General features: G+C 69.3%; 17 protein-coding genes and 1 tRNA gene. 7 read left to right on the top strand and 11 right to left on the bottom strand.

The genetic code is table 11. The features are described 5' to 3' along the window. Nucleotides 1-24: 24 nt before the first annotated feature. Both ACFW6B_RS13530 and ACFW6B_RS13525 read right to left on the bottom strand, forming a co-directional pair. Nucleotides 25-1,593, bottom strand: a complete 1,569-nt coding sequence (locus ACFW6B_RS13530; protein WP_386595294.1) for a hypothetical protein — start codon at nt 1,591-1,593, stop codon at nt 25-27. Nucleotides 1,594-1,862: 269 nt separating this feature from the next. Further along, entirely contained in the window at nt 1,863-1,991 is a 129-nt protein-coding gene (locus tag ACFW6B_RS13525) for a DLW-39 family protein (RefSeq protein ID WP_003999697.1), read from the bottom strand. A 328-nt stretch (nt 1,992-2,319) separates the two neighbouring features. On the opposite strand from ACFW6B_RS13525, the gene ACFW6B_RS13520 reads away from it, so the two are divergent. After that, entirely contained in the window at nt 2,320-2,757 is a 438-nt protein-coding gene (locus ACFW6B_RS13520; RefSeq protein WP_386595289.1) for a DUF6344 domain-containing protein, read from the top strand. Nucleotides 2,758-3,030: 273 nt separating this feature from the next. On the opposite strand, the gene ACFW6B_RS13515 is transcribed toward ACFW6B_RS13520, so the two are convergent. From ACFW6B_RS13515 to dnaA, 9 genes are all read right to left on the bottom strand, one after another. After that, nucleotides 3,031-3,104, bottom strand: a tRNA-Ile gene (locus ACFW6B_RS13515). 101 nt (nt 3,105-3,205) lie between these two features. Next, the gene (locus ACFW6B_RS13510) at nt 3,206-3,925 is read right to left on the bottom strand and encodes a DUF3566 domain-containing protein (RefSeq protein ID WP_386595287.1); all 720 of its coding nucleotides are present in this window, start codon (nt 3,923-3,925) and stop codon (nt 3,206-3,208) included. An 18-nt stretch (nt 3,926-3,943) separates the two neighbouring features. After that, a complete protein-coding gene (gene gyrA / locus ACFW6B_RS13505; protein WP_386595284.1) occupies nt 3,944-6,535 on the bottom strand; it encodes a DNA gyrase subunit A in 2,592 nt (863 codons plus the stop codon). Nucleotides 6,536-6,577: 42 nt separating this feature from the next. Beyond that, nucleotides 6,578-8,641 (bottom strand): DNA topoisomerase (ATP-hydrolyzing) subunit B, encoded by a 2,064-nt coding sequence (gene gyrB / locus ACFW6B_RS13500; protein WP_386595282.1) that lies wholly within the window; start codon nt 8,639-8,641, stop codon nt 6,578-6,580. A 942-nt stretch (nt 8,642-9,583) separates the two neighbouring features. Further along, nucleotides 9,584-10,159 carry a DUF721 domain-containing protein gene (locus ACFW6B_RS13495; protein WP_386595280.1) on the bottom strand — a complete coding sequence of 192 codons (576 nt, stop codon included), beginning with the start codon at nt 10,157-10,159 and terminating at the stop codon, nt 9,584-9,586. Continuing rightward, nucleotides 10,156-11,280, bottom strand: coding sequence for a DNA replication/repair protein RecF (recF, locus tag ACFW6B_RS13490; protein WP_386595278.1), 1,125 nt, complete (start codon nt 11,278-11,280; stop codon nt 10,156-10,158). The genes ACFW6B_RS13495 and recF overlap by 4 nt, the downstream gene beginning before the upstream one ends. 189 nt (nt 11,281-11,469) lie before the next feature. Next, a complete protein-coding gene (gene gnd, locus ACFW6B_RS13485) occupies nt 11,470-12,345 on the bottom strand; it encodes a phosphogluconate dehydrogenase (NAD(+)-dependent, decarboxylating) (protein WP_386595276.1) in 876 nt (291 codons plus the stop codon). Nucleotides 12,346-12,535: 190 nt separating this feature from the next. Beyond that, a complete protein-coding gene (dnaN, locus tag ACFW6B_RS13480) occupies nt 12,536-13,666 on the bottom strand; it encodes a DNA polymerase III subunit beta (RefSeq protein WP_386595274.1) in 1,131 nt (376 codons plus the stop codon). A 1,030-nt stretch (nt 13,667-14,696) separates the two neighbouring features. Continuing rightward, nucleotides 14,697-16,721 carry a chromosomal replication initiator protein DnaA gene (dnaA, locus tag ACFW6B_RS13475; RefSeq protein WP_386595272.1) on the bottom strand — a complete coding sequence of 675 codons (2,025 nt, stop codon included), beginning with the start codon at nt 16,719-16,721 and terminating at the stop codon, nt 14,697-14,699. A 399-nt stretch (nt 16,722-17,120) separates the two neighbouring features. On the opposite strand from dnaA, the gene rpmH reads away from it, so the two are divergent. The 6 genes from rpmH to rsmG all read left to right on the top strand — a co-directional run bounded on the left by rpmH (nt 17,121) and on the right by rsmG (nt 20,657). Further along, nucleotides 17,121-17,258, top strand: a complete 138-nt coding sequence (gene rpmH / locus ACFW6B_RS13470; RefSeq protein WP_015659252.1) for a 50S ribosomal protein L34 — start codon at nt 17,121-17,123, stop codon at nt 17,256-17,258. 21 nt (nt 17,259-17,279) lie between these two features. Then, nucleotides 17,280-17,651, top strand: coding sequence for a ribonuclease P protein component (gene rnpA / locus ACFW6B_RS13465; protein WP_386595270.1), 372 nt, complete (start codon nt 17,280-17,282; stop codon nt 17,649-17,651). Then, on the top strand, nt 17,648-18,001 hold the full coding sequence (yidD, locus tag ACFW6B_RS13460) for a membrane protein insertion efficiency factor YidD (protein ID WP_386595268.1): 354 nt from the start codon (nt 17,648-17,650) through the stop codon (nt 17,999-18,001). Before rnpA ends, yidD begins: the two co-directional genes overlap by 4 nt. 3 nt (nt 18,002-18,004) lie before the next feature. Further along, nucleotides 18,005-19,297: a membrane protein insertase YidC gene (gene yidC / locus ACFW6B_RS13455; RefSeq protein ID WP_386595266.1), complete on the top strand. Its 1,293-nt coding sequence runs from the start codon at nt 18,005-18,007 to the stop codon at nt 19,295-19,297. A gap of 15 nt (nt 19,298-19,312) precedes the next feature. After that, a complete protein-coding gene (locus ACFW6B_RS13450) occupies nt 19,313-19,822 on the top strand; it encodes a R3H domain-containing nucleic acid-binding protein (protein WP_266760610.1) in 510 nt (169 codons plus the stop codon). 118 nt (nt 19,823-19,940) lie between these two features. Then, the gene (gene rsmG, locus ACFW6B_RS13445; RefSeq protein ID WP_386595264.1) at nt 19,941-20,657 is read left to right on the top strand and encodes a 16S rRNA (guanine(527)-N(7))-methyltransferase RsmG; all 717 of its coding nucleotides are present in this window, start codon (nt 19,941-19,943) and stop codon (nt 20,655-20,657) included. The last annotated feature ends 82 nt before the right edge of the window (nt 20,658-20,739 follow it).

The raw sequence follows: 20,739 nt of genomic DNA, 5'->3' as shown, positions 1-20,739 counted from the left end.
AGGGCGGGGAAGCGTCACCGGGCGCTACAGGCCCCGCGCGGCCCCCTGCTCCCAGGGAGCCTGTGACGGCACCGGCAGCGAGGCCGAAGCCGTGTCCGCGTCCTCGGGGACGGCCGCGGGCCGGACGGCCCGCGCCGCGCGGCGGCGCGCGACCACGGTCCACATCCCGAGCGTCAGCGTCAGCAGGGTCCCGGTGCCGATACCGCCCGCGGCGATCAGTCTCATGACGCCGCTGCGGCCGGTGTCACCGCCCTGCCCGGTGCCCGTCGTACGGTCCGCCGTCCCGTCACCGGCCGCGTCGTCGATGTCGCCCGCCGGAACGGCGAACACGTCCCGGGGCTCCGGCTTCCCCGCGTAGGAGGGCCCTGTTTGCGCCGCTCCGGACACGTTCACGCGCAGCGTCAGCCCGAACGGCCCCTCGCCGAAGCGGTCGGCGACCTGTGCGGCGAGGTGGACCACGAGGTAGTAGGAGCCGGCGAACCGCATCCCGCTCACGCGGTCGTTGAGCGCGTAGCGGTTCTCGTAGGCGACGGGAGGCAGCGGGCCGAGCGCGACGGAGCGCTGGTCGCCGTCGTACCCGGAGCCGACATCGTCGACGAAGCCCCGTACCGGGTTGTAGAGGGCCATGACGAGAGCGGTGCCGACAGAGCCCTCCCCACGGCTCGAACTGCCCAGGTCCGCGGTCACGTGGACCTGCTGTCCCCAGTCGACGGGCACCTTGTAGAAGCGGGTCTGTCCCGGGCCGACGGTGTCCTTCCAGACTCCCTGTTCCAGCGGGGCGGCCCTGCTGAACCCGGCGCCACCGCCGCGGTGCCTCGCCTCGCCCACGAGCGCCTCGGGCGACGCCGAGTTCCAGATTTCCGGGGCGGTCGTGGTGTCGGGCGCCGTCCTCAGACGTGGCTCCGACACATAGCCGAGTTCCAGGTCCCAGGGGCGGGGCGCGGAGGGCTCCGTGCCGGACGGACCCGCCGTGCCCCTCGTCGTACCCGCCGCTCCGGTGCGCTCGACGACCACGTAGTACGTCCCCTCGGCCTGGCAGGCGTACCGCTCACCGCTCGTCTCACGGGACGCCCAGGCGGCGACGGGGTGCGGGCTCTGGGTGGCGCCGAAGTGGACACTGCCGGTGGACGAGCAGTTGCGGCCGTTGGCGTCCTGCAGGGAGACCTTGAGGCCGTCCGAGTAGGAGACCGTCCCGCCCGGCCGGGGGACGGCGGTGGCGGAGACGTACGCGTCGGAGACGGCGTCGAGTTCGAGACGGTAGTACAGCCTGCCGTCCCTCCCCACGGCCCCGATGGAGCTCTTGTACGTGCGGCCGGGCCGGAGGAGTGCGGAGTCCGTCGTGCCGGACGCGCCCTCGACGACGACGGCGTCCTCGGCGAAGGCGTACGGCCCGGACGTACCGTCGGCGGCCGTGCCCGGGCCTTCCGCTGCGGCCCGCGCACCGGCGGCCCCGGGAGCGGCTGCGGCCCGGCCCACAGGCGCGAGGGTCACGCACAGCACGGCCGTCGTCGCCGTCACCGCCACGAGCGTCCGGCCGTACCCCGGCCCCGCGCACCGGCCTCCGTCATGCCGGCCCCCTGTGCGCCGCCCCATCACGCGCCACCCCTCGTCGAAGCCCCCTGGCGCGAACCATCCTGCCCCGTCGGCCACCGCGGCACCGGGCTATCGGTGGGAGCGGCCGAAAGGATCCGGCCGAACCGCTGTCGGTCCCGCCCCGGCGACCGGTCCGCTCCGGCCCCCTTGCCCACGTGAACCGCATGAACCGCGCGAAGCGGCGGGATTCCGGGAACCGGAGGGATCCCGGGAACACAAAACCCCGACCGCGAGGCGGCCGGGGTCTGCTCCGAGACTGTTGTCGATCCTCACGAACCCGTGGGCACGGAGTCGGTCGCCTCCGTCCACAGATCCTGCTCGGCGCGATCCGCCTGGATCTGGCGGTACACGAGGAGCCCGCCGATGGCGGCCAGTGCGACCAGGAGAAGCTTCTTCACCGCGCGACCTCGTCTTTCGTTGACGTAGGGGACTTCTGGCGCCCGACTATACACACCGACCGATATCGATCGGTGACCTGGATCGGCCCTCAACTGCGGCTCCGCGCACCGCGGGAGGACGGGATTCGGGACACCTCGATCTCACGGTGAGCACGCGTCACAGACAGCGACTTTCAAGGGCATCCTTGAACTTTTCCCATCACTTGCGACCATACGGGTGGTGTTCATCTGAACATCAACGCGCCACGAGCGCGGGTCCACCACTTCGCGGCCCGCATACACATCATGAGGAAAGTACGCAAATCGCCTGACCCGAAAGTGAGGGGCCGTGACCCGGAACAAGGTCATGAAGCTCTGGAGCGCGATCGTCACCGCCTTCCTGGCGCTCTGCACGGCGCTCGGACTCGTCACCACCACCGCGGCCGCCGCGGTACCGCAGACCGGTCCGGCCCGCAACACCGGGACCACGGTGGCGGCCCCGGCGATCGCCCCGGTCCCGGCCTTCCGGACCTGGTCCCACAGCCGGGCCCTGCCCCCCACGATGAAGCAGCGCATCCGCGCCGAGGCGCACGGATCCTCGCCGAACTGCCGCCACCGCGTGCCGGCGGACGAGGGCACGGCAGACGAGGGCACGGCGGACCCGGCCGCTCCAGGCGGCCTGGAAGGCCCCGCGGAACCCGACACCTGTTCAGGGCCCCGGGCCCTCGCAGCGCCCGGCACAAAGCCCCTGGAGGCCCTCGCACCGGTGACGCGGCCCCACCCCTGAGCGGCCGCCGGTCCGAGCACCACGACAGGCCCCTGGCCAGGCACAGGACGGACGCCGGCATCAACGGACATCACTCCGTGGCGTGCGGCCCGCACCCCCTCACGGACACCCTGAAGTAGCGGCGAACTTGCGTACGAAGCTCCCAGGGCGAAGGCCCGGCGACCCGGAAGGGTCGCCGGGCCTTCGGCATTACGGCTCAAGCACGCAGGCATGCGCAGGAGCGCACGAACGCCGAAGACCCCCAGTCATGATGACTGGGGGTCTTCGAACCGGTGGGGCTAACAGGATTTGAACCTGTGGCCTCATCCTTATCAGGGATGCGCTCTAACCAACTGAGCTATAGCCCCGCCGCGCTTTGCGGTGTGTGTCCCGCGCGCTGACCTCTGAAGATTAGCGCACGACGCGGCCAGTCCCAAAATCGATAGTCGGAGGGCGTTCGAAGACGCCCTCACTCGTCCTCTGCGAGGGTCAGCTCCACACCGCCGACGAAGCCGGCGGAGAGGTTGTAGATGAACGCGCCGAGGGTCGCCAGAGCGGTCGCGAGGACCACGTCGATGACCGCGATGACCGACGTGAACATCAGGACGTGCGGGAGCGAGAGGAAGGACTGGAGGTCGAAGCCGTTGGACTCGTTCGACCCGGTCGCCTCGGAGATCGTGCCGCCGACCGTCGAGAAGACGCCCATGGCGTCCATGACCATCCACAGCACCGCCGCCGCCACGATCGTGCAGATGCCGAGCGCGATGGAGAGCAGGAAGCTGACCTTCATCACCGACCACGGGTCGGCCTTGGCCACCCGCAGCCGCGCCTTGCGCACGCGCGGCGTCGTGCTGGCACCGGTGCGCGGCCGGCGGACCGCGCCGACCGGCTGCTGCTGCGCCGGGTACGCCTGCGGCGGGTGATACGGCTGCGCGGGCTGCTGCCCGTGCCGCTCGCCCGGCAGTGGTGTCGCCGCCGCCGGCGGCACCGGCGGCGTGCCGGGGGCGACCGGCGCCCCGACCGGGGCCGCCTGCCCGCCCGCGTGCTGCTGGGCCTGCTGGCCTCGGGTGTCCGTCACAGTTCCCCCCTGGGATCCATGAGAATCATGGGAGCCAGTCCCGTCCATGGCGGTGCCACGGCCGCCGTCCGTTTCCGTACCGGTCGCTCCGGCGCCCGTGGCTCCACTCACGACGACTCACTCCTCGCGCTACTCGGCCGAGGACGGCTCGCCCTCTTCCGTACCGACGGCCTCGACGCCCTCGACGGTCTCGTCCACGGCATCGTCGCCGTCGACCTCCTCCGCCTCCCGGCCGGCCTCGGCGTTACGAGCGATGCCGACCACGGCATCGCGCTTGCCCAGGTTGATCAGTTGGACGCCCATGGTGTCACGGCCCGTCTCCCTGACCTCGTTGACTCGCGTACGAATCACACCACCCGACAGTGTGATGGCGAGGATCTCGTCGGTCTCCTCGACCACCAGCGCGCCGACGAGGGAACCGCGGTCCTCGACGATCTTGGCGGCCTTGATGCCGAGGCCGCCGCGACCCTGGACGCGGTACTCGTCGACGGCGGTCCGCTTCGCGTACCCACCGTCTGTGGCAGTGAACACGAACGTACCGGGTCGAACAACATTCATCGAGAGAAGCTCGTCGCTCTCGCGGAAGCTCATGCCCTTGACGCCCGAGGTCGCACGGCCCATCGGTCGCAACGCGTCATCCGTCGCGGTGAACCTGATCGACTGCGCCTTCTTGCTGATCAGCAGCAGATCGTCCTCTGCGGAGACAAGTTCGGCCCCGATCAGTTCGTCGTCGGATCCGTCCTCCGTCTCGCGCAGGTTGATCGCGATGACACCCCCGGAACGGGGCGAATCGTAATCCTTGAGCGGAGTCTTCTTGACCAGTCCGCCCTTGGTGGCCAGCACCAGGTAGGGCGCCGCCTCGTAGTCGCGGATCGCGAGGATCTCGGCGATCGCCTCGTCCGGCTGGAAGGCCAGCAGGTTGGCGACGTGCTGTCCACGCGCGTCACGGCCGGCGTCCGGGAGCTCGTAGGCCTTGGCGCGGTAGACCCGGCCCTTGTTGGTGAAGAACAGCAGCCAGTGGTGCGTCGTCGACACGAAGAAGTGGTCGACGATGTCGTCCTGCTTCAGCTTCGTGCCGCGGACACCCTTGCCGCCCCGCTTCTGCGAGCGGTAGTCCTCGGTCTTGGTGCGCTTGATGTAGCCGCCGCGCGTGATGGTGACGACGATGTCCTCTTCGGCGATCAGGTCCTCGATGGACATGTCACCGTCGAAGGGCACCAGCTTGGAGCGGCGGTCGTCGCCGAACTTCTCGACGATCGCGGCGAGCTCCTCGCTGATGATGCCGCGCTGGCGCACCGGCGAGGCGAGGATCTCGTTGTACTCGCGGATCTTGGCCTGGAGCTCGTCGTGCTCCGAGATGATCTTCTGTCGCTCCAGGGCGGCCAGTCGGCGGAGCTGCATCTCCAGGATCGCGTTGGCCTGGATGTCGTCGATCTCCAGGAGGCCCATCAGGCCCTCTCGCGCGATCTCCACGGTGTCGCTGCGCCGGATGAGCGCGATGACCTCGTCGATGGCGTCCAGGGCCTTCAGGAGGCCGCGCAGGATGTGCGCGCGCTCCTCGGCCTTGCGCAGCCGGAACTTCGTGCGGCGGACGATGACCTCGATCTGGTGCGTCACCCAGTGGCGGATGAACGCGTCCAGGGAGAGAGTGCGCGGCACGCCGTCGACGAGCGCCAGCATGTTCGCGCCGAAGTTCGTCTGCAGGTCGGTGTGCTTGTACAGGTTGTTCAGGACGACCTTGGCGACGGCGTCGCGCTTGAGGACGATCACGAGCCGCTGGCCGGTGCGGGAGCTGGTCTCGTCCCGGACGTCGGCGATGCCGCCGATCTTGCCGTCCTTGACCAGGTCGGCGATCTTCTGGGCGAGGTTGTCGGGGTTGACCTGGTACGGGAGTTCGGTGACCACCAGGCACTGGCGGTTCTGGATCTCCTCGACCTCGACGACCGCGCGCATCGTGATGGAGCCGCGGCCCGTGCGGTACGCCTCCTCGATGCCCTTGCGGCCCACGACGAGCGCGCCGCTCGGGAAGTCCGGGCCCTTGATGCGCTCGATCAGGGCGTCCAGGAGCTCCTCGTGGGAGACGTCGGGGTTCTCCAGGTACCACTGGGCGCCGGCCGCGACCTCGCGCAGGTTGTGCGGCGGGATGTTGGTCGCCATGCCGACCGCGATACCGGCGGAGCCGTTGATCAGCAGGTTCGGGAAGCGGGCCGGCAGGACGGTCGGCTCCTGGGAGCGGCCGTCGTAGTTGTCCGTGAAGTCGACGGTCTCCTCGTCGATGTCGCGGACCATCTCCATGGACAGCGGCATCATCTTGCACTCGGTGTACCGCATCGCGGCCGCCGGGTCGTTGCCGGGAGATCCGAAGTTGCCGTTGGAGTCCACCAGCGGCATGCGCATCGACCACGGCTGCGCGAGGCGGACCAGCGCGTCGTAGATCGAGGAGTCGCCGTGCGGGTGGTAGTTGCCCATGACGTCGCCCACGACACGGGCGCACTTGTAGAAGCCCTTCTCGGGCCGGTAGCCGCCGTCGTACATCGCGTACAGGACGCGGCGGTGGACGGGCTTGAGACCGTCCCGCACGTCGGGCAGGGCGCGCGAGACGATGACGGACATCGCGTAGTCGAGGTACGAGCGCTGCATCTCCGTCTCGAGCCCGACGGGCTCGATGCGCAGGGTGGAATCGCCCTCTTCGGGAACGCTCGGGGTGTTCTCGTCGGTCATTGCTGGTGAAGATCCTTTCTGACGCGGTCAGCTGAGACCGACTCAGATGTCGAGGAAGCGGACGTCCTTGGCGTTGCGCTGGATGAACGCGCGGCGTGCTTCGACGTCCTCGCCCATGAGGACCGAGAACAGGTCGTCGGCCTGGGCGGCGTCGTCGAGGGTGACCTGGCCGAGGACCCGGTGCTCGATGTCCATCGTGGTCACGCGCAGTTCCTCGGCGTTCATCTCACCGAGACCCTTGAAGCGCTGGATCGAGTCCTCGCGGACGCGCTTGCCCGCCTGGCGGCCGATCTCGATGAGGGCGTCGCGCTCACGGTCCGAGTACGCGTACTCGAAGTCGTCCCGGCCCCACTTGATCTTGTAGAGCGGCGGGCGGGACAGGAACACGTGCCCGGCCTCGACCAGGGGCCGCATGAAGCGGAACAGGAAGGTCAGCAGCAGGGTGTTGATGTGCTGGCCGTCGACGTCGGCGTCCGCCATCAGAATGATCTTGTGGTAGCGGAGCTTCTCGATGTCGAAGTCCTCGTGGACTCCGGTGCCGAAGGCGGAGATCAGTGCCTGGATCTCCTGGTTCTGCAGGATCTTGTCGATCCGCGCCTTCTCGACGTTGAGGATCTTTCCCCGGATCGGGAGGATCGCCTGGTACTGCGGGTTGCGGCCGGACTTGGCCGAGCCGCCGGCGGAGTCACCCTCGACGATGAAGATCTCGCACTTGGTGGGGTCGTTCGACTGGCAGTCGGAGAGCTTGCCCGGCAGGGACGCCGACTCCAGCAGGCCCTTGCGGCGGGTGAGGTCGCGCGCCTTGCGGGCCGCCACGCGCGCGGTGGCCGCCTGGATCGACTTGCGGATGATGTCCGCGGCCTCGTTCGGGTTGCGGTCCAGCCAGTCGTTGAGGTGCTCGTAGACCGCCTTCTGGACGAAGGTCTTGGCCTCCGTGTTGCCCAGCTTGGTCTTGGTCTGGCCCTCGAACTGGGGCTCGCTCAGCTTGACCGAGATGATCGCGGTCAGACCCTCGCGGATGTCGTCGCCCGTGAGGTTGTCGTCCTTCTCACGGAGCAGCTTCTTGTCGCGCGCGTACTTGTTGATGAGCGAGGTCAGCGCCGCACGGAAGCCCTCCTCGTGCGTGCCGCCCTCGTGGGTGTGGATGATGTTGGCGAAGGAGTAGACGCCCTCGCTGTAGCCGCTGTTCCACTGCATCGCGACCTCGAGGGACAGGCTCTTGTCCTTGTCCTCCGCCTCCAGGTCGATGACGGTGGGGTGCACCGGCTCTCCCTTGCGGGAGTTGAGGTACTTCACGAAGTCGACGATGCCGCCTTCGTAGTGGTACGTGACGGTCTTGACCTCGGCCTTCTCGTCGGCGCCCGCCTCGTCCGCACCCGAGGTGGCCTTCGCCGACTCGCGCTCGTCGGTGAGCTTGATCGTCAGGCCCTTGTTGAGGAACGCCATCTCCTGGAAGCGCCGCGAGAGCGTCTCGAAGGAGTACTCCGTGGTCTCGAAGATGTCCGCGTCGGCCCAGAAGGTGACGGAGGTGCCGGTCTCGGCGATCTCCTCGTGCTGCGCCAGCGGGGCCGTCGGGACGCCCATCTTGTAGTCCTGCGTCCAGCGGTGGCCGTCGGTCCTGACCTCGACGGAGACCCTGCTCGACAGGGCGTTGACGACGGAGACGCCAACGCCGTGCAGACCGCCGGAGACCGCGTAGCCGCCGCCGCCGAACTTGCCGCCCGCGTGCAGCACGGTCAGCACGACCTCGAGGGCCGGCTTGCCCTCGGACGCGACGATGCCGACCGGGATGCCACGGCCGTTGTCGACGACGCGCACACCGCCGTCCGGCAGGATCGTGACCTCGATCGTGTCCGCGTGGCCTGCCAGCGCCTCGTCGACCGAGTTGTCCACCACCTCGTACACGAGGTGGTGGAGTCCACGCTCACCGGTCGAACCGATGTACATGCCAGGTCGCTTGCGGACCGCGTCCAGACCCTCGAGGACGGTGATGGCACTGGCGTCGTACGAGGATGTGACCTCGCCGTTCGCGCCGGCGTCGGTGGACGGGATGTTCTCGTTGGGGTTGCCGGAATCGGCCACGAAGCGCCCTTTCTGGCACAGCACGAGCCGAACTCCCGGCGGGTGGCCGGAGCGGCTGCGGCGTGTTGCGTTGGTAAGCCTTAGTCAGCGTTGCTCGGTGCGTCCCACTAGTGGGGCGGGATTATCTTCCAGTCTACCGGTAGCGCTGACAGTGATGGGGGTTTGCCGGTACCTGAGTCCGCATGTGCCGCCCTGAACCGGTCTCGCCCGACTCCCCATATGCGGACCCGGGCCCAAAGAGGCTTACAGCGGCACTCAGCCCTTCCGAGAGTCAACCTCCGGCTACTGACGGGTCAGGTCCCCGTCCAGCGTCGCGCGCGGTCACCCGCGGCGGTCGGCCGGAGCCCTCGGGACAGCACCCCGCCGCCTGGCCGAGGCGCCCTTCGGACAAGCACCGACAAGCCTCTGACCAGCGGATATGTAAGGTCCTCCGGGTCGGCGGGCAGAGGGTGACGAAGAGCGGCGCACCCTGCGGACGACGGCCGCCGAGGAACCGTGGGAACACGTGGTCATCCTCGGGCGGGACCGGTGGAGGAGCCGGACCCCCGCCGGTCGGCCGCCGCGGGTGCCCTGTGGCGTCGGCACACACCCCGGACCCGGGGGCGGCACGGCCGGGGTCCGCCGCGGACGACGGCCGGAATTCGTCCACCGCCGTCGGCCCGGTTCCGTTCCGATCACCAGGTTCGGCAGGGGAAGGCGGCCCGAAACGGCCGGGATCACCCGGTTCGAGGCGGACCGCCGCGAGGACGGCCGGCACCGCCCGGTCCGGCCGGCGGCCGTCCGCGGAGGGGCCGGGATCGCCCGCCGCCGGAACCGGGGAGGCCGTCGGCCGGAGGTCGTCCGCGGGTGCCACGACACCGGTCACCGTCGCGGGAAAGGGGTGGCCACAGCCACGAGACGCCACGAGACCCCGTGAGAGAGGCGTGCGCGCGAGCACGCCCGGTTTCAGGGCCCGGCGTACGCCGGTCACCCGTAGGTGTCGCCGGGACCCGTACTGCCCGGCGCGCGCAGCGGCCCGTACCGCCGCGAGGGGCCCGTCGGCCCCTGGACCTTGATCAGGCGCACCGTTCCGCGGCCGAGGTCCTGGTTCAGCCGTGCCACGAGCTGCGGTGCCAGCAGGCGCAGCTGGGTGGCCCAGGCGGTCGAGTCGCACTGCACCGTGAGCACCCGCTCGGCCGGGTCGTCGTCGTAGCGCAGCGGGACGCAGTGCTTGGCCAGGTCGTCGCCGACGATCTGCGGCCAGCGGCCCATCACACCGCCCACCGCGGCCGGGGTCTCCCATCCGCGCTCGGTGAGCAGACGGTTGATGGCGGCGCCGAGCGCCATGGGGTCGCGTCCGTCGGCACCCGAACCCGAGCGCAGGCCGCCGCCGCGCCGCGCCTGCTTCTTCTGCCGGGCCGCGTCCCCACGCGCGCGTGCCTGTTCCTTCGCGGCGCGCAGCGCCACACGCGCGAGGTCGACGCCGGACGGCTCCGGGGCCTTCTTGCGGGGCCCGGTGCCGGACGTGCCCCCGGCACCCGCTCCCGATGTGTTCTCTGTCACAGGCGTTCCACCGTGCCTTCGGACACGGCGTACCGCGTCCCGGTCAGGACATCCGGTACGTCGTCGTCCACGGCCGCCGTCACAAGCACCTGCTCACCGGGGGCGACGAGCTCCGCGAGGCGCTCGCGCCTGCGGCTGTCCAGCTCCGCGAAGACGTCGTCGAGGACCAGCACCGGCTCGTTGCCCTCGGCCCTGAGCAGGTCGTACGAGGCGAGGCGCAGCGCGAGCGCGTACGACCAGGACTCGCCGTGCGAGGCGTACCCCTTGGCGGGCAGCCGGCCGAGCTTGAGGACCAGATCGTCCCGGTGGGGCCCCACGAGGGTCACACCTCTCTCGATCTCCTGCTTGCGGGTCTCCTCCATGGCGGTCATGAGCTGGGCGTAGAGCTCCTCACGGGTGTGGCCCACGACCCCGGGCGAGGACGCCTTGTACTCCAGGGCCACGGGCCCGCCGCCGGGCGCCAGCTGCTCGTACGCCTTGTCGGCCAGCGGCTGGATCGAGGCGACCAGGTCGAGCCGCTGGGCCATCAGCTCGGCTCCCACGCGCGCGAGGTGCTGGTCCCACACGTCGAGCGTGGACAGGTCCAGGGTGCGGCCGGCGTGCCGACGGGCCAGCGCGGCCGACTTCAGGAGGGTGTTGCGCTGCTTGAGGACCCGGTCGTAGTCGGACCGGACGCCCGCCATGCGTGGGGACCGGGCGGTGATCAGTTCGTCGAGGAACCGTCGCCGCTCCCCGGGATCGCCCTTGATCAGTGCGAGGTCCTCGGGCGCGAACAGCACGGTTCGCACGATGCCGAGCACGTCACGCGGCCTGACCTGCGAGGACCTGTTGATGCGGGCGCGGTTGGCCTTGCCGGGGTTCAGCTCCAGTTCGACGAGCTGCTGGCGCTCTCCCTGGCGCACGGCGGCCCGGATGATCGCCCGGTCGGCGCCCATGCGCACCAGCGGCGCGTCCGAGGAGACGCGGTGGCTGCCGAGGGTCGCGAGATAGCCGACGGCCTCGACCAGGTTCGTCTTGCCCTGCCCGTTGGGTCCCACGAACGCGGTGACGCCCGGATCGAGCGGGACCTCGACCCGGGCGTACGAGCGGTAGTCGGCCAGCGACAGATGCGTGACGTGCATGGTCGTTCGCCGACCTCCCCCGGCATGGTGTTTCGGGTTTTCCCCAAGGTCCGTACGGACCTTGGCCCTCAGGTTCTTCCCCAGTTGTGGACAACCGGGCCTTCTTCACCCAGTCATGAACAACCAGGTCTTCTTCCCCCGACTGTGGACAACCGGGTCACCCCGGGTGTGGAGAACCCGGGGCGTCGATCAGGCCTTCTCGACGGCGTGGCCGCCGAACTGGTTGCGCAGCGCCGCGATCATCTTCATCTGCGGCGAGTCGTCCTGCCGCGAGGCGAAGCGGGCGAAGAGGGATGCGGTGATGGCGGGCAGCGGGACGGCGTTGTCGATGGCCGCCTCCACGGTCCACCGGCCCTCGCCGGAGTCCTGCGCGAAGCCCTTGAGCTTCTCCAGGTGCTCGTCCTCGTCCAGCGCGTTGACGGCGAGGTCGAGCAGCCAGGAGCGGATGACCGTGCCCTCCTGCCAGGAGCGGAAGACCTCGCGCACGTCCGTCACGGAGTCGACCTTCTCCAGCAGTTCCCAGCCCTCGGCGTACGCCTGCATCATCGCGTACTCGATGCCGTTGTGAACCATCTTCGCGAAGTGGCCCGCACCGACCTTGCCGGCGTGCACGGCCCCGAAGTCGCCCTCGGGCTTGAGCGCGTCGAAGACCGGCTGCACCTTGGCGACGTGCTCGGCGTCGCCGCCGTACATCAGCGCGTAGCCGTTCTCCAGGCCCCAGACGCCGCCGGAGACACCGCAGTCGACGAAGCCGATGCCCTTGATGCCCAGCTCGACCGCGTGCTTCTCGTCGTCCGTCCAGCGCGAGTTGCCGCCGTCCACGACGACGTCGCCCGGCTCCAGCAGGACGGCCAGCTCGTCGATGGTGGACTGGGTCGCGGCGCCCGCGGGGACCATGACCCACACCACGCGCGGGCCCTTGAGCTTGCCCACGAGTTCTTCCAGGCTGTGGACATCGGCGAGGTCCGGGTTGCGGTCGTATCCGATGACGGTGTGACCTGCGCGGCGTATCCGCTCGCGCATGTTGCCGCCCATCTTGCCGAGGCCGACGAGACCGAGCTCCATCAGTTGTTCCTTAGGGGTTGCGACGTGGCGTGAGGGCACTCTCGTACCTGTGTCCGAGCCTAAACCGGGGGGTACCACCCACGCCTTTCGGGCACCGGTGGAACTCACGCACATCTGTGGACATACGCGCTCAGACGTATGCCCGCCCATGGTGCGCCCGCCGGCCCCGGGGGACCGGCGGGCTCCGGGGTCAGCCGGACAGGCGCACCGGCATGATCAGGTACTTGTAGGCCTCGTCCGCCTCGGCGTCCACGGCGGGCCTGCCGCTGAGCAGGGCCGGCTTCGTGGACGTCGTGAAGGAGAGCTGGGCCACCGGCGAGTCGATGGCGCTCAGTCCGTCGAGCAGGAACGTCGGGTTGAAGGCGATCGAGACGTCGTCGCCCTCGAGCTGGGCGTCGACCCTCTCCACAGCCTGTGCATCGTCGCTGGAACCGGCTTCCAGGATCAGCACGCCCTGCTCGAAGCTCAGCCGCACCGGGGTGTTGCGCTCGGCGACCAGGGCCACGCGCTTGACGGCCTCCACGAAGGGCGCGGTCTCGATGACGGCGACGGAGTTGAACTCCGTCGGGAACAGCGAGCGGTACTTCGGGAGGTCGCCTTCGAGCAGACGGGTGGTCGTACGGCGCCCGGCGCCCTCGAAGCCGATCAGGCCCTCGCCCGCGCCGGAGCCGGACAGCGCCAGGATCACGCTCTCGCCGCCCGTGAGGGCCTTGGCGGTGTCCAGGAGCGTCTTGGCGGGCACCAGGGCGACCGCGGACGCCTCCGGGTTCTCCGGCTTCCACAGGAACTCGCGGACCGCGAAGCGGTACCGGTCGGTGGACGCCAGGGTGACCTTGTCGCCCTCGATCTCGATGCGCACACCGGTCAGCACGGGGAGCGTGTCGTCGCGCCCGGCGGCGATGGCCACCTGGGCGGCGGCGGAGGCGAAGACCTCACCGGGGACGGTGCCCGTCGCCGACGGCATCTGGGGCAGTGCCGGGTACTCCTCCACAGGCAGGGTGTGGAGTGTGAACCGCGAGGAGCCGCAGACCACGGTCGCCCGTACACCGTCTGTGGAAATCTCCACCGGGCGGTTGGGGAGCGCGCGGCAGATGTCCGCGAGGAGGCGGCCGGACACGAGGACCGTGCCCTCCTCGTCGACCTCCGCGTCCACGGAGACCCTCGCCGAGACCTCGTAGTCGAAGCCCGACAGGCTCAATGCGCCCTCTTCGGCCTTCAGAAGGAGGCCGGCGAGCACAGGAGCCGGCGGACGGGCCGGGAGGCTGCGTGCCGCCCAGGCCACTGCCTCCGCGAGTACGTCGCGTTCCACCCGGATCTTCACCGTTGCCGCCTCCGTCTGTTGCCGGCGCTCTCGCCCTGCTGGCCTTCGTCGTCTGACTCGGTGCCGTTCCGACCGCTGAGGGGAAGGACACCGGGGACCAGTCTGACGCACGGCGCTGACAGTCGTTGCCCCTCGGGGTCAAGTCGCACCGAGCGGCGGTCGAGGCTCCGAGAGCGAGTTGTGCACAGCCCCCTCTTCGAAACGATTCCCAGGCTCTCTCTAGTTGGTCTTAGTAGTAGGGCCTGTGGATACCGTGGATAACCCCGTTTACGCAGCTCAGAGGCGATTTTTTGTCCACCGGCCCTGTGGGCGGAAGCAGTGGACAACTCGGGGTCGCTGTGGACGACGGAAAGTTCTGCACACCCGGTCCACAGCCGGGGGCGACTTCTCCCCAGCACCGTCCCCAGCTTTACCCACGTTCCCCACAGGCCAATCCGGCACCTTGGTGTGACGCCTTTCACTCGACGCGGTGAGATGGTGCGGCGCGTTGCCGAACAGTGGACAGGCTTGTGGAGAAGCTGGGGATCACTGGGGACAACCAGCTCGAGCCTGTGGGTCGCCAGTGGACAACTTGGCACACAGCCTGTGGATCCTCTCTTCATCCACAGGCTGTGGAGAGTCTCTGTCCACGAATCCACAAGCACCTGACCTGGTCTGATGGCCTTTCAACAGCCTTGCCTGTGGAAACGATCTGGACAACTTCCCAGTCCCCAGGATGTGGACGGGAAAAAGTTGGCACATCTGTGGAAAGTGGCCGTAACCATGCTCGGATTCGAACAGCAGATGTCGGGTCGGTAGCGCCGACAGCGGGGCCGGCACCCCCGGAACGCGGTCCCGGAGCCCTCGGGAAGCGTGTGGACCGGGCGGGAACGGGGAGCCGGAGCGGTGGCGGGGCCGCGGGCGGGAGCGGTGGCGGGGCCGCGGGCGGGAGCGGTGGCGGCGGCTGCGGGCGGGAACGGCGAAGGGCGCCCCGGGACATCGTCCCGGGGCGCCCTCAGGCAGCGGTGCCGTCGTCCGGCACCGGCCTCCGTCAGCCGTTCTTGATGCGGTTCGTGAGTTCGGTGACCTGGTTGTAGATGGAGCGGCGCTCGGCCATCAGCGCGCGGATCTTCCGGTCGGCGTGCATCACCGTCGTGTGGTCGCGGCCGCCGAACTGCGCGCCGATCTTCGGCAGCGACAGATCGGTGAGCTCACGGCACAGGTACATGGCGATCTGCCGCGCCGTCACGAGGACGCGGCTGCGCGAGGAACCGCACAGATCGTCCACCGTGAGCCCGAAGTAGTCGGCGGTGGACGCCATGATCGCGGTCGCGGTGATCTCGGGGGCCGAGTCCTCGCCGCCGGGGATCAGGTCCTTGAGGACGATCTCCGTCAGGCCGAGGTCCACGGGCTGCCGGTTGAGCGACGCGAACGCCGTCACCCGGATCAGCGCGCCCTCCAGCTCGCGGATGTTGCGCGAGATCCGCGACGCGATGAACTCCAGCACCTCCGGCGGGGCGTTGAGCTGCTCCTGGACCGCCTTCTTGCGGAGGATGGCGATACGCGTCTCCAGCTCGGGCGGCTGGACGTCGGTGATCAGACCCCACTCGAAGCGGTTGCGCAGCCGGTCCTCCAGGGTGACCAGCTGCTTGGGCGGCCGGTCGCTGGAGAGCACGATCTGCTTGTTCGCGTTGTGCAGCGTGTTGAAGGTGTGGAAGAACTCCTCCTGCGTCGACTCCTTGTCCGCGAGGAACTGGATGTCGTCGACGAGCAGGATGTCCATCTCCCGGTACCGCTTGCGGAAGCTGTCGCCCTTGCCGTCGCGGATGGAGTTGATGAACTCGTTGGTGAACTCCTCCGAGCTCACGTACCGGACCCGGGTGCCCGGGTAGAGGCTGCGCGCGTAGTGCCCGATCGCGTGCAGCAGGTGCGTCTTGCCGAGCCCCGACTCCCCGTAGATGAAGAGGGGGTTGTACGCCTTCGCCGGCGCCTCGGCGACGGCCACGGCGGCGGCGTGCGCGAAGCGGTTCGAGGCGCCGATCACGAACGTGTCGAAGAGGTACTTCGGGTTCAGCCGCGCGGTGGGCTCGCCCGGACCCGGTGGTGGCACGGGCTGCGCGGACTTCGCCCCGGGGGCACCGCCCGCGGACGGCAGCGAGGGGACGCCCCTGCGTCCCTGTCCGCCGTCGGAGGGGTCCTGCAGATCGCGGCGCTCCGGGCGCTGGTCGTAGTCGGGGCGCTGCTGCTCGTAGGGCGGACGTTCCACCGACTGGGTCCGGTAGTCCTGCGGCGGCGAGGCGTAGGGGTCCCGCTCAGGGAAGCCGAGGCGCTGCTGCTGCCAGCCGTAGTCGTCCTGGGAGTGGCGCGGCCAGGCGCCCGGCTCCGGGCGCTGGTAGTCCGGGTACGCGGGACGTGCGGTCGGCAGCTGGTCGCCCGGGGCGCCGGGCAGCGGTTCGGCGCGGTGGCGGCCGTAGCCCTCGTACCCGTCGCGGCGGGAGTCGTACGGAGCGCGGTCGTCGCGGCCCTGCGGCTCGTACGCGCCGCGGTCGTCACGGCCCTGGCCGCCGTCGTAGCCGCCGCGGTCGTCACGGCCCTGGCTGTCGTAGGCGCCGCGCTCGTCCCGCCCCTGGCTCTCGTACGGGCTGCGCTCGTCCCGGGTCTGTGTGCCGTCGTACGCGCCGCCGTCGTACGCGTTCCGGTCGTCGCGGCCCTGGCTCTCGTAGGGGTCGCGGCCCTGGCCCGGTCCGGTGGGGAGCTCGGGCTCCTCGTAGCGGGGCGGGGCGGGCATGGAGGGCTCGCCCGCGGAGTCGTCGACGGTGATGGCGATCCGGATGGGGCGCCCGCACTCGCGGCTCAGCGTCTCGCTGACGATCGGCGCGAGACGGCCTTCCAGCACGTTCTTGGCGAACTCGTTGGGGACGGCGAGCAGAGCGGTGTCCGCGACCAGGGCCAGGGGCTGGCAGCGCTTGATCCAGTGCTCGTCCTTGGCCTCGACGCCCTGCCCCCTGCCCTCGCCCAGGAGCTGTTCCAATACGCGTGGCCACACTGCGGCAAGATCGGCAGGTACGTCAGCCACGGGGCACGCTCTCTCACGGGTCCCACGAACGTGTGGTTCTGGGAACGGGTTGGGAAGTCAGTCGCTTGGGGCGGGGAGGAACAAAACCGCTGGGGCGGCGAGAAGGGAACGAATCGGAGTCCAGCCAAGGTAGTCAGGGCGACCGGTGCGGTTCAAGTTGTTGTCCCCAGCCTGTGGATAGTGTCCCCCGCGGAAGGTTGGTTTGACCGGATGGCGTAGCCGCGCGTACCGTAACCAGGTCGAGTTGTCGATGGCTGCTGCCGCCTGCCTCCGATGGGCACAGATCGCGAAGAGTGATCGGGAAGCGGTGCACTCGGGCGTAATGCGAGTTTCCTCGTGGGCGCACGGTGACAGCCAGGGCGGCACCCCGCCACCACCGATTCTTTCTGGAGCCCCCGAGTGAGCAAGCGCACCTTCCAGCCGAACAACCGTCGTCGCGCCAAGACCCACGGCTTCCGTCTGCGGATGCGCACCCGTGCCGGCCGCGCGATTCTCGCGAACCGCCGCGCCAAGGGTCGCGCCAGCCTGTCCGCCTGATTACTCACAGGTCATGATCTCGTGCTGCCTACCGAGCATCGGCTGAGGCGGCGCGAAGACTTCGCGACCGCGGTACGCCGAGGACGTCGGGCCGGACGCCCGCTTCTCGTCGTCCATCTACGTAGCGGTGCACCGGACCCGCACGCGCCTGGGGAGAGCGCTCCCTCGACGCGTGCGGGTTTCGTCGTGAGCAAAGCCGTGGGCGGAGCGGTCGTGCGCAACAAGGTGAAGCGCAGACTCCGCCATCTGATGCGCGACCGAGTCACCCTGTTGCCCCCCGGTAGCCTGGTAGTCGTACGAGCGCTGCCCGGTGCGGGTGACGCCGACCATGAACAGCTGGCCCGAGACCTGGATGCCGCTCTGCAGCGGCTGCTGGGAGGGGGCGCGCGATGAAGTACCCACTGCTTGCTCTCATCAAGCTGTACCAGTGGACGATCAGCCCGTTGCTCGGGCCGGTCTGCAAGTACTACCCCTCGTGCTCCCGGTACGGCTACACAGCCATCGACCGGCACGGTGCGATCAAGGGAACGGCACTGACCGCCTGGCGCATCCTCCGGTGCAATCCGTGGTCGCTGGGCGGTGTGGACCATGTCCCGCCGCGCAAGCGCCCGCGGTGGCACGAATTGCTGCGTAACGCCTGGCGTGCACGCAGGGGCGGGACCTCCGCCGCCGAACCGGCCACCGGGGAAACCACTGCCCCGGGCCCGGCCGCCGAGACCCCGTCCCATGCTCAAGGAGCTTGATTAGTGGACACGATTGCCAGTCTCTTCAGCTTCATCACGACACCCGTTTCCTGGGTCATCGTCCAGTTCCACACGGTGTACGGCGCCATCTTCGGCCCCGACACCGGGTGGGCCTGGGGCTTGTCCATCGTGTCCCTGGTGATTCTGATCCGTATCTGCCTGATCCCGCTCTTCGTGAAGCAGATCAAGGCGACCCGGGCCATGCAGACGCTGCAGCCCGAGATGAAGAAGATCCAGGAGCGCTACAAGAACGACAAGCAGCGCCAGTCCGAAGAGATGATGAAGCTGTACAAGGACGCGGGCACCAACCCGCTCTCCTCGTGCCTTCCCATCCTGGCGCAGTCCCCGTTCTTCTTCGCCCTGTACCACGTGCTCAACGGCATCGCGACGGGCGAGACGATCGGCGTCATCAACGAGGAGCTGCTCGCCAGCGCCCGTAAGGCCCACATCTTCGGTGCCCCGCTCGCCGCGAAGTTCACCGACAGCGCCGAGACGGTCGAAAAGCTCGGCGCGACGCTGACCGACGTCCGGGTCGTCACCGCCGTCATGATCGTCCTGATGTCGGCCTCGCAGTTCTACACCCAGCGTCAGCTGATGACGAAGAACGTCGACACCACGGTGAAGACGCCCTTCATGCAGCAGCAGAAGATGCTGATGTACGTCTTCCCGATCATGTTCGCCGTCTTCGGCATCAACTTCCCGGTCGGTGTCCTCGTCTACTGGCTGACCACCAACGTGTGGACCATGGGCCAGCAGATGTACGTCATCCGCAACAACCCGACCCCGGGCTCGAAGGCTCAGGCCGCGTACCTGGAGCGCCTGCAGAAGCGCGTCACGCAGCACGGCAAGACGCGTGGCCGCGGCGAGAAGGCCATCGTCAAGGCCATCGTCGTCAAGGGCCGCGACCGCAACGAGTACGAGCGCAAGTTCATCAACAGCCTGACCAAGGCAGGTCTCGTGGCCCAGCCCGACGGCCTCGTGATGGCCGGCGAGACCACGACGGCCGTCGAGTCCGAGGACGGCACCACCACGGCAGCCGCTCCCAAGCGTCAGCAGCCGAAGCGCCAGACCAAGGCGCAGCGTCAGTCGGGCGGGGCGTCCAGCAGCGCACCGGCAGACGATGCCGAGCCGAAGACTTCGCTGAGCAAGTCCGACGAGCCGCAGGACGCCAAACCCTCCTCCGCCGCGAAGCCGTCCTCCGGCAGCGGCAGCAAGCCCGGCACCGGTACCCGCAGCAAGGCCCAGTCCGGACAGCGCAAGGGCCAGCAGCGGCCCAAGTCCCCGTCCAAGAAGTAAGAAGGAGTCCATCCCGTGACGGAAGGCACCACCTCCGCCGCCGCTGAGGGCGACACCCTGACCCGCCTGGAGCAGGAGGGCGAGATCGCGGCGGACTACCTCGAGGGTCTGCTCGACATCGCCGATCTCGACGGTGACATCGACATGGACGTCGAGGCCGACCGCGCCGCTGTCTCGATCATCAGTGACTCGGGCGGCCGAGACCTGCAGAAGCTGGTCGGCCGGGACGGCGAGGTGCTGGAGGCGCTCCAGGAGCTCACGCGTCTGGCCGTGCACCGGGAGACCGGGGACCGCAGCCGGCTGATGCTGGACATCGCGGGGTTCCGGGCCAAGAAGCGCGAGGAGCTCTCCGAGCTGGGTGCCAAGGCCGCCGCCGAGGTCAAGAGCTCCGGTGAGCCGGTGAAGATGGACCCGATGACGCCCTTCGAGCGCAAGGTCGTGCACGACGCGGTCAAGGCCGCGGGTCTGCGCAGCGAGTCCGAGGGCGAGGAGCCGCAGCGCTTCGTCGTCGTGCTTCCTGCCTGATCGGTACGTAGGTTCCTTCGGCCCCGTCTGTTGCGCAGACGGGGCCGAATTTTGTCAGCCTGATAGTCCTGGTGATCAGCGCCCAGTGCGCTCAAGCGGTACGGAAGGACGGTCCCCCGTGACGGAGGCAGCGGAGCTTCCCCCCGCGCCCGAGCAGGCGCGCGAGGTATTCGGCGATCGCTTCGCGGATGCGGTCCGGTACGCGGAACTACTGGCCGAGGCGGGAGTGCAGCGTGGGCTCATCGGCCCTCGCGAGGTGCCCCGGCTGTGGGAGCGGCACCTGCTGAACTGTGCGGTGCTCTCCGAGGTCGTGCCCGAGGGCGTGACCGTGTGCGATGTCGGTTCCGGTGCGGGGCTGCCCGGCATTCCCCTGGCGCTCGTCCGGGAGGACATCAAGATCACGCTGCTTGAGCCTCTGCTGCGTCGGACCAACTTCCTCTCCGAGGTCGTGGAACTGCTCGGTCTCGACCATGTGACCGTCGTGCGCGGCCGCGCCGAGGAGGTCATGGGGAAGCTCCAGCCGGTTCACGTGGTGACCGCCAGGGCGGTCGCTCCGCTCGACCGGCTGGCGACATGGGGCATCCCGCTGCTGCGCCCGTACGGCGAGATGCTGGCCCTCAAGGGCGACACCGCCGAGGAGGAGCTGAAGGCCTCTGCCACCGCGCTGAGCAAGCTCGGTGCCGTGGAGACCTCCATCCTCCACGTCGGGGAGGGCATCGTGGATCCGATGTCCACCGTGGTGCGGGTGGAGGTGGGTGAGAGCCCCGGCGGTGTGCGTTTCGCGGCCAAGCGGGCCAAGGCCGCCAGGACCGGCCGGACGCGCCGCAGGCGCTGACCCCGGACGATGTGAGCGTCATTACTCCCGGTTCCCGTATGAGGGGCCGGGAGTTCTGCTGTGCGGAAGTTTCGCTCTTCAA

Origin of the sequence: Streptomyces sp. NPDC058751 (genome assembly GCF_042746485.1) — a bacterium.
In the GTDB taxonomy this organism is placed as follows: domain Bacteria; phylum Actinomycetota; class Actinomycetes; order Streptomycetales; family Streptomycetaceae; genus Streptomyces.
The sequence above is the reverse complement of the archived record's forward strand: the minus strand, read 5'-3'. Positions and strand labels throughout refer to the sequence as shown.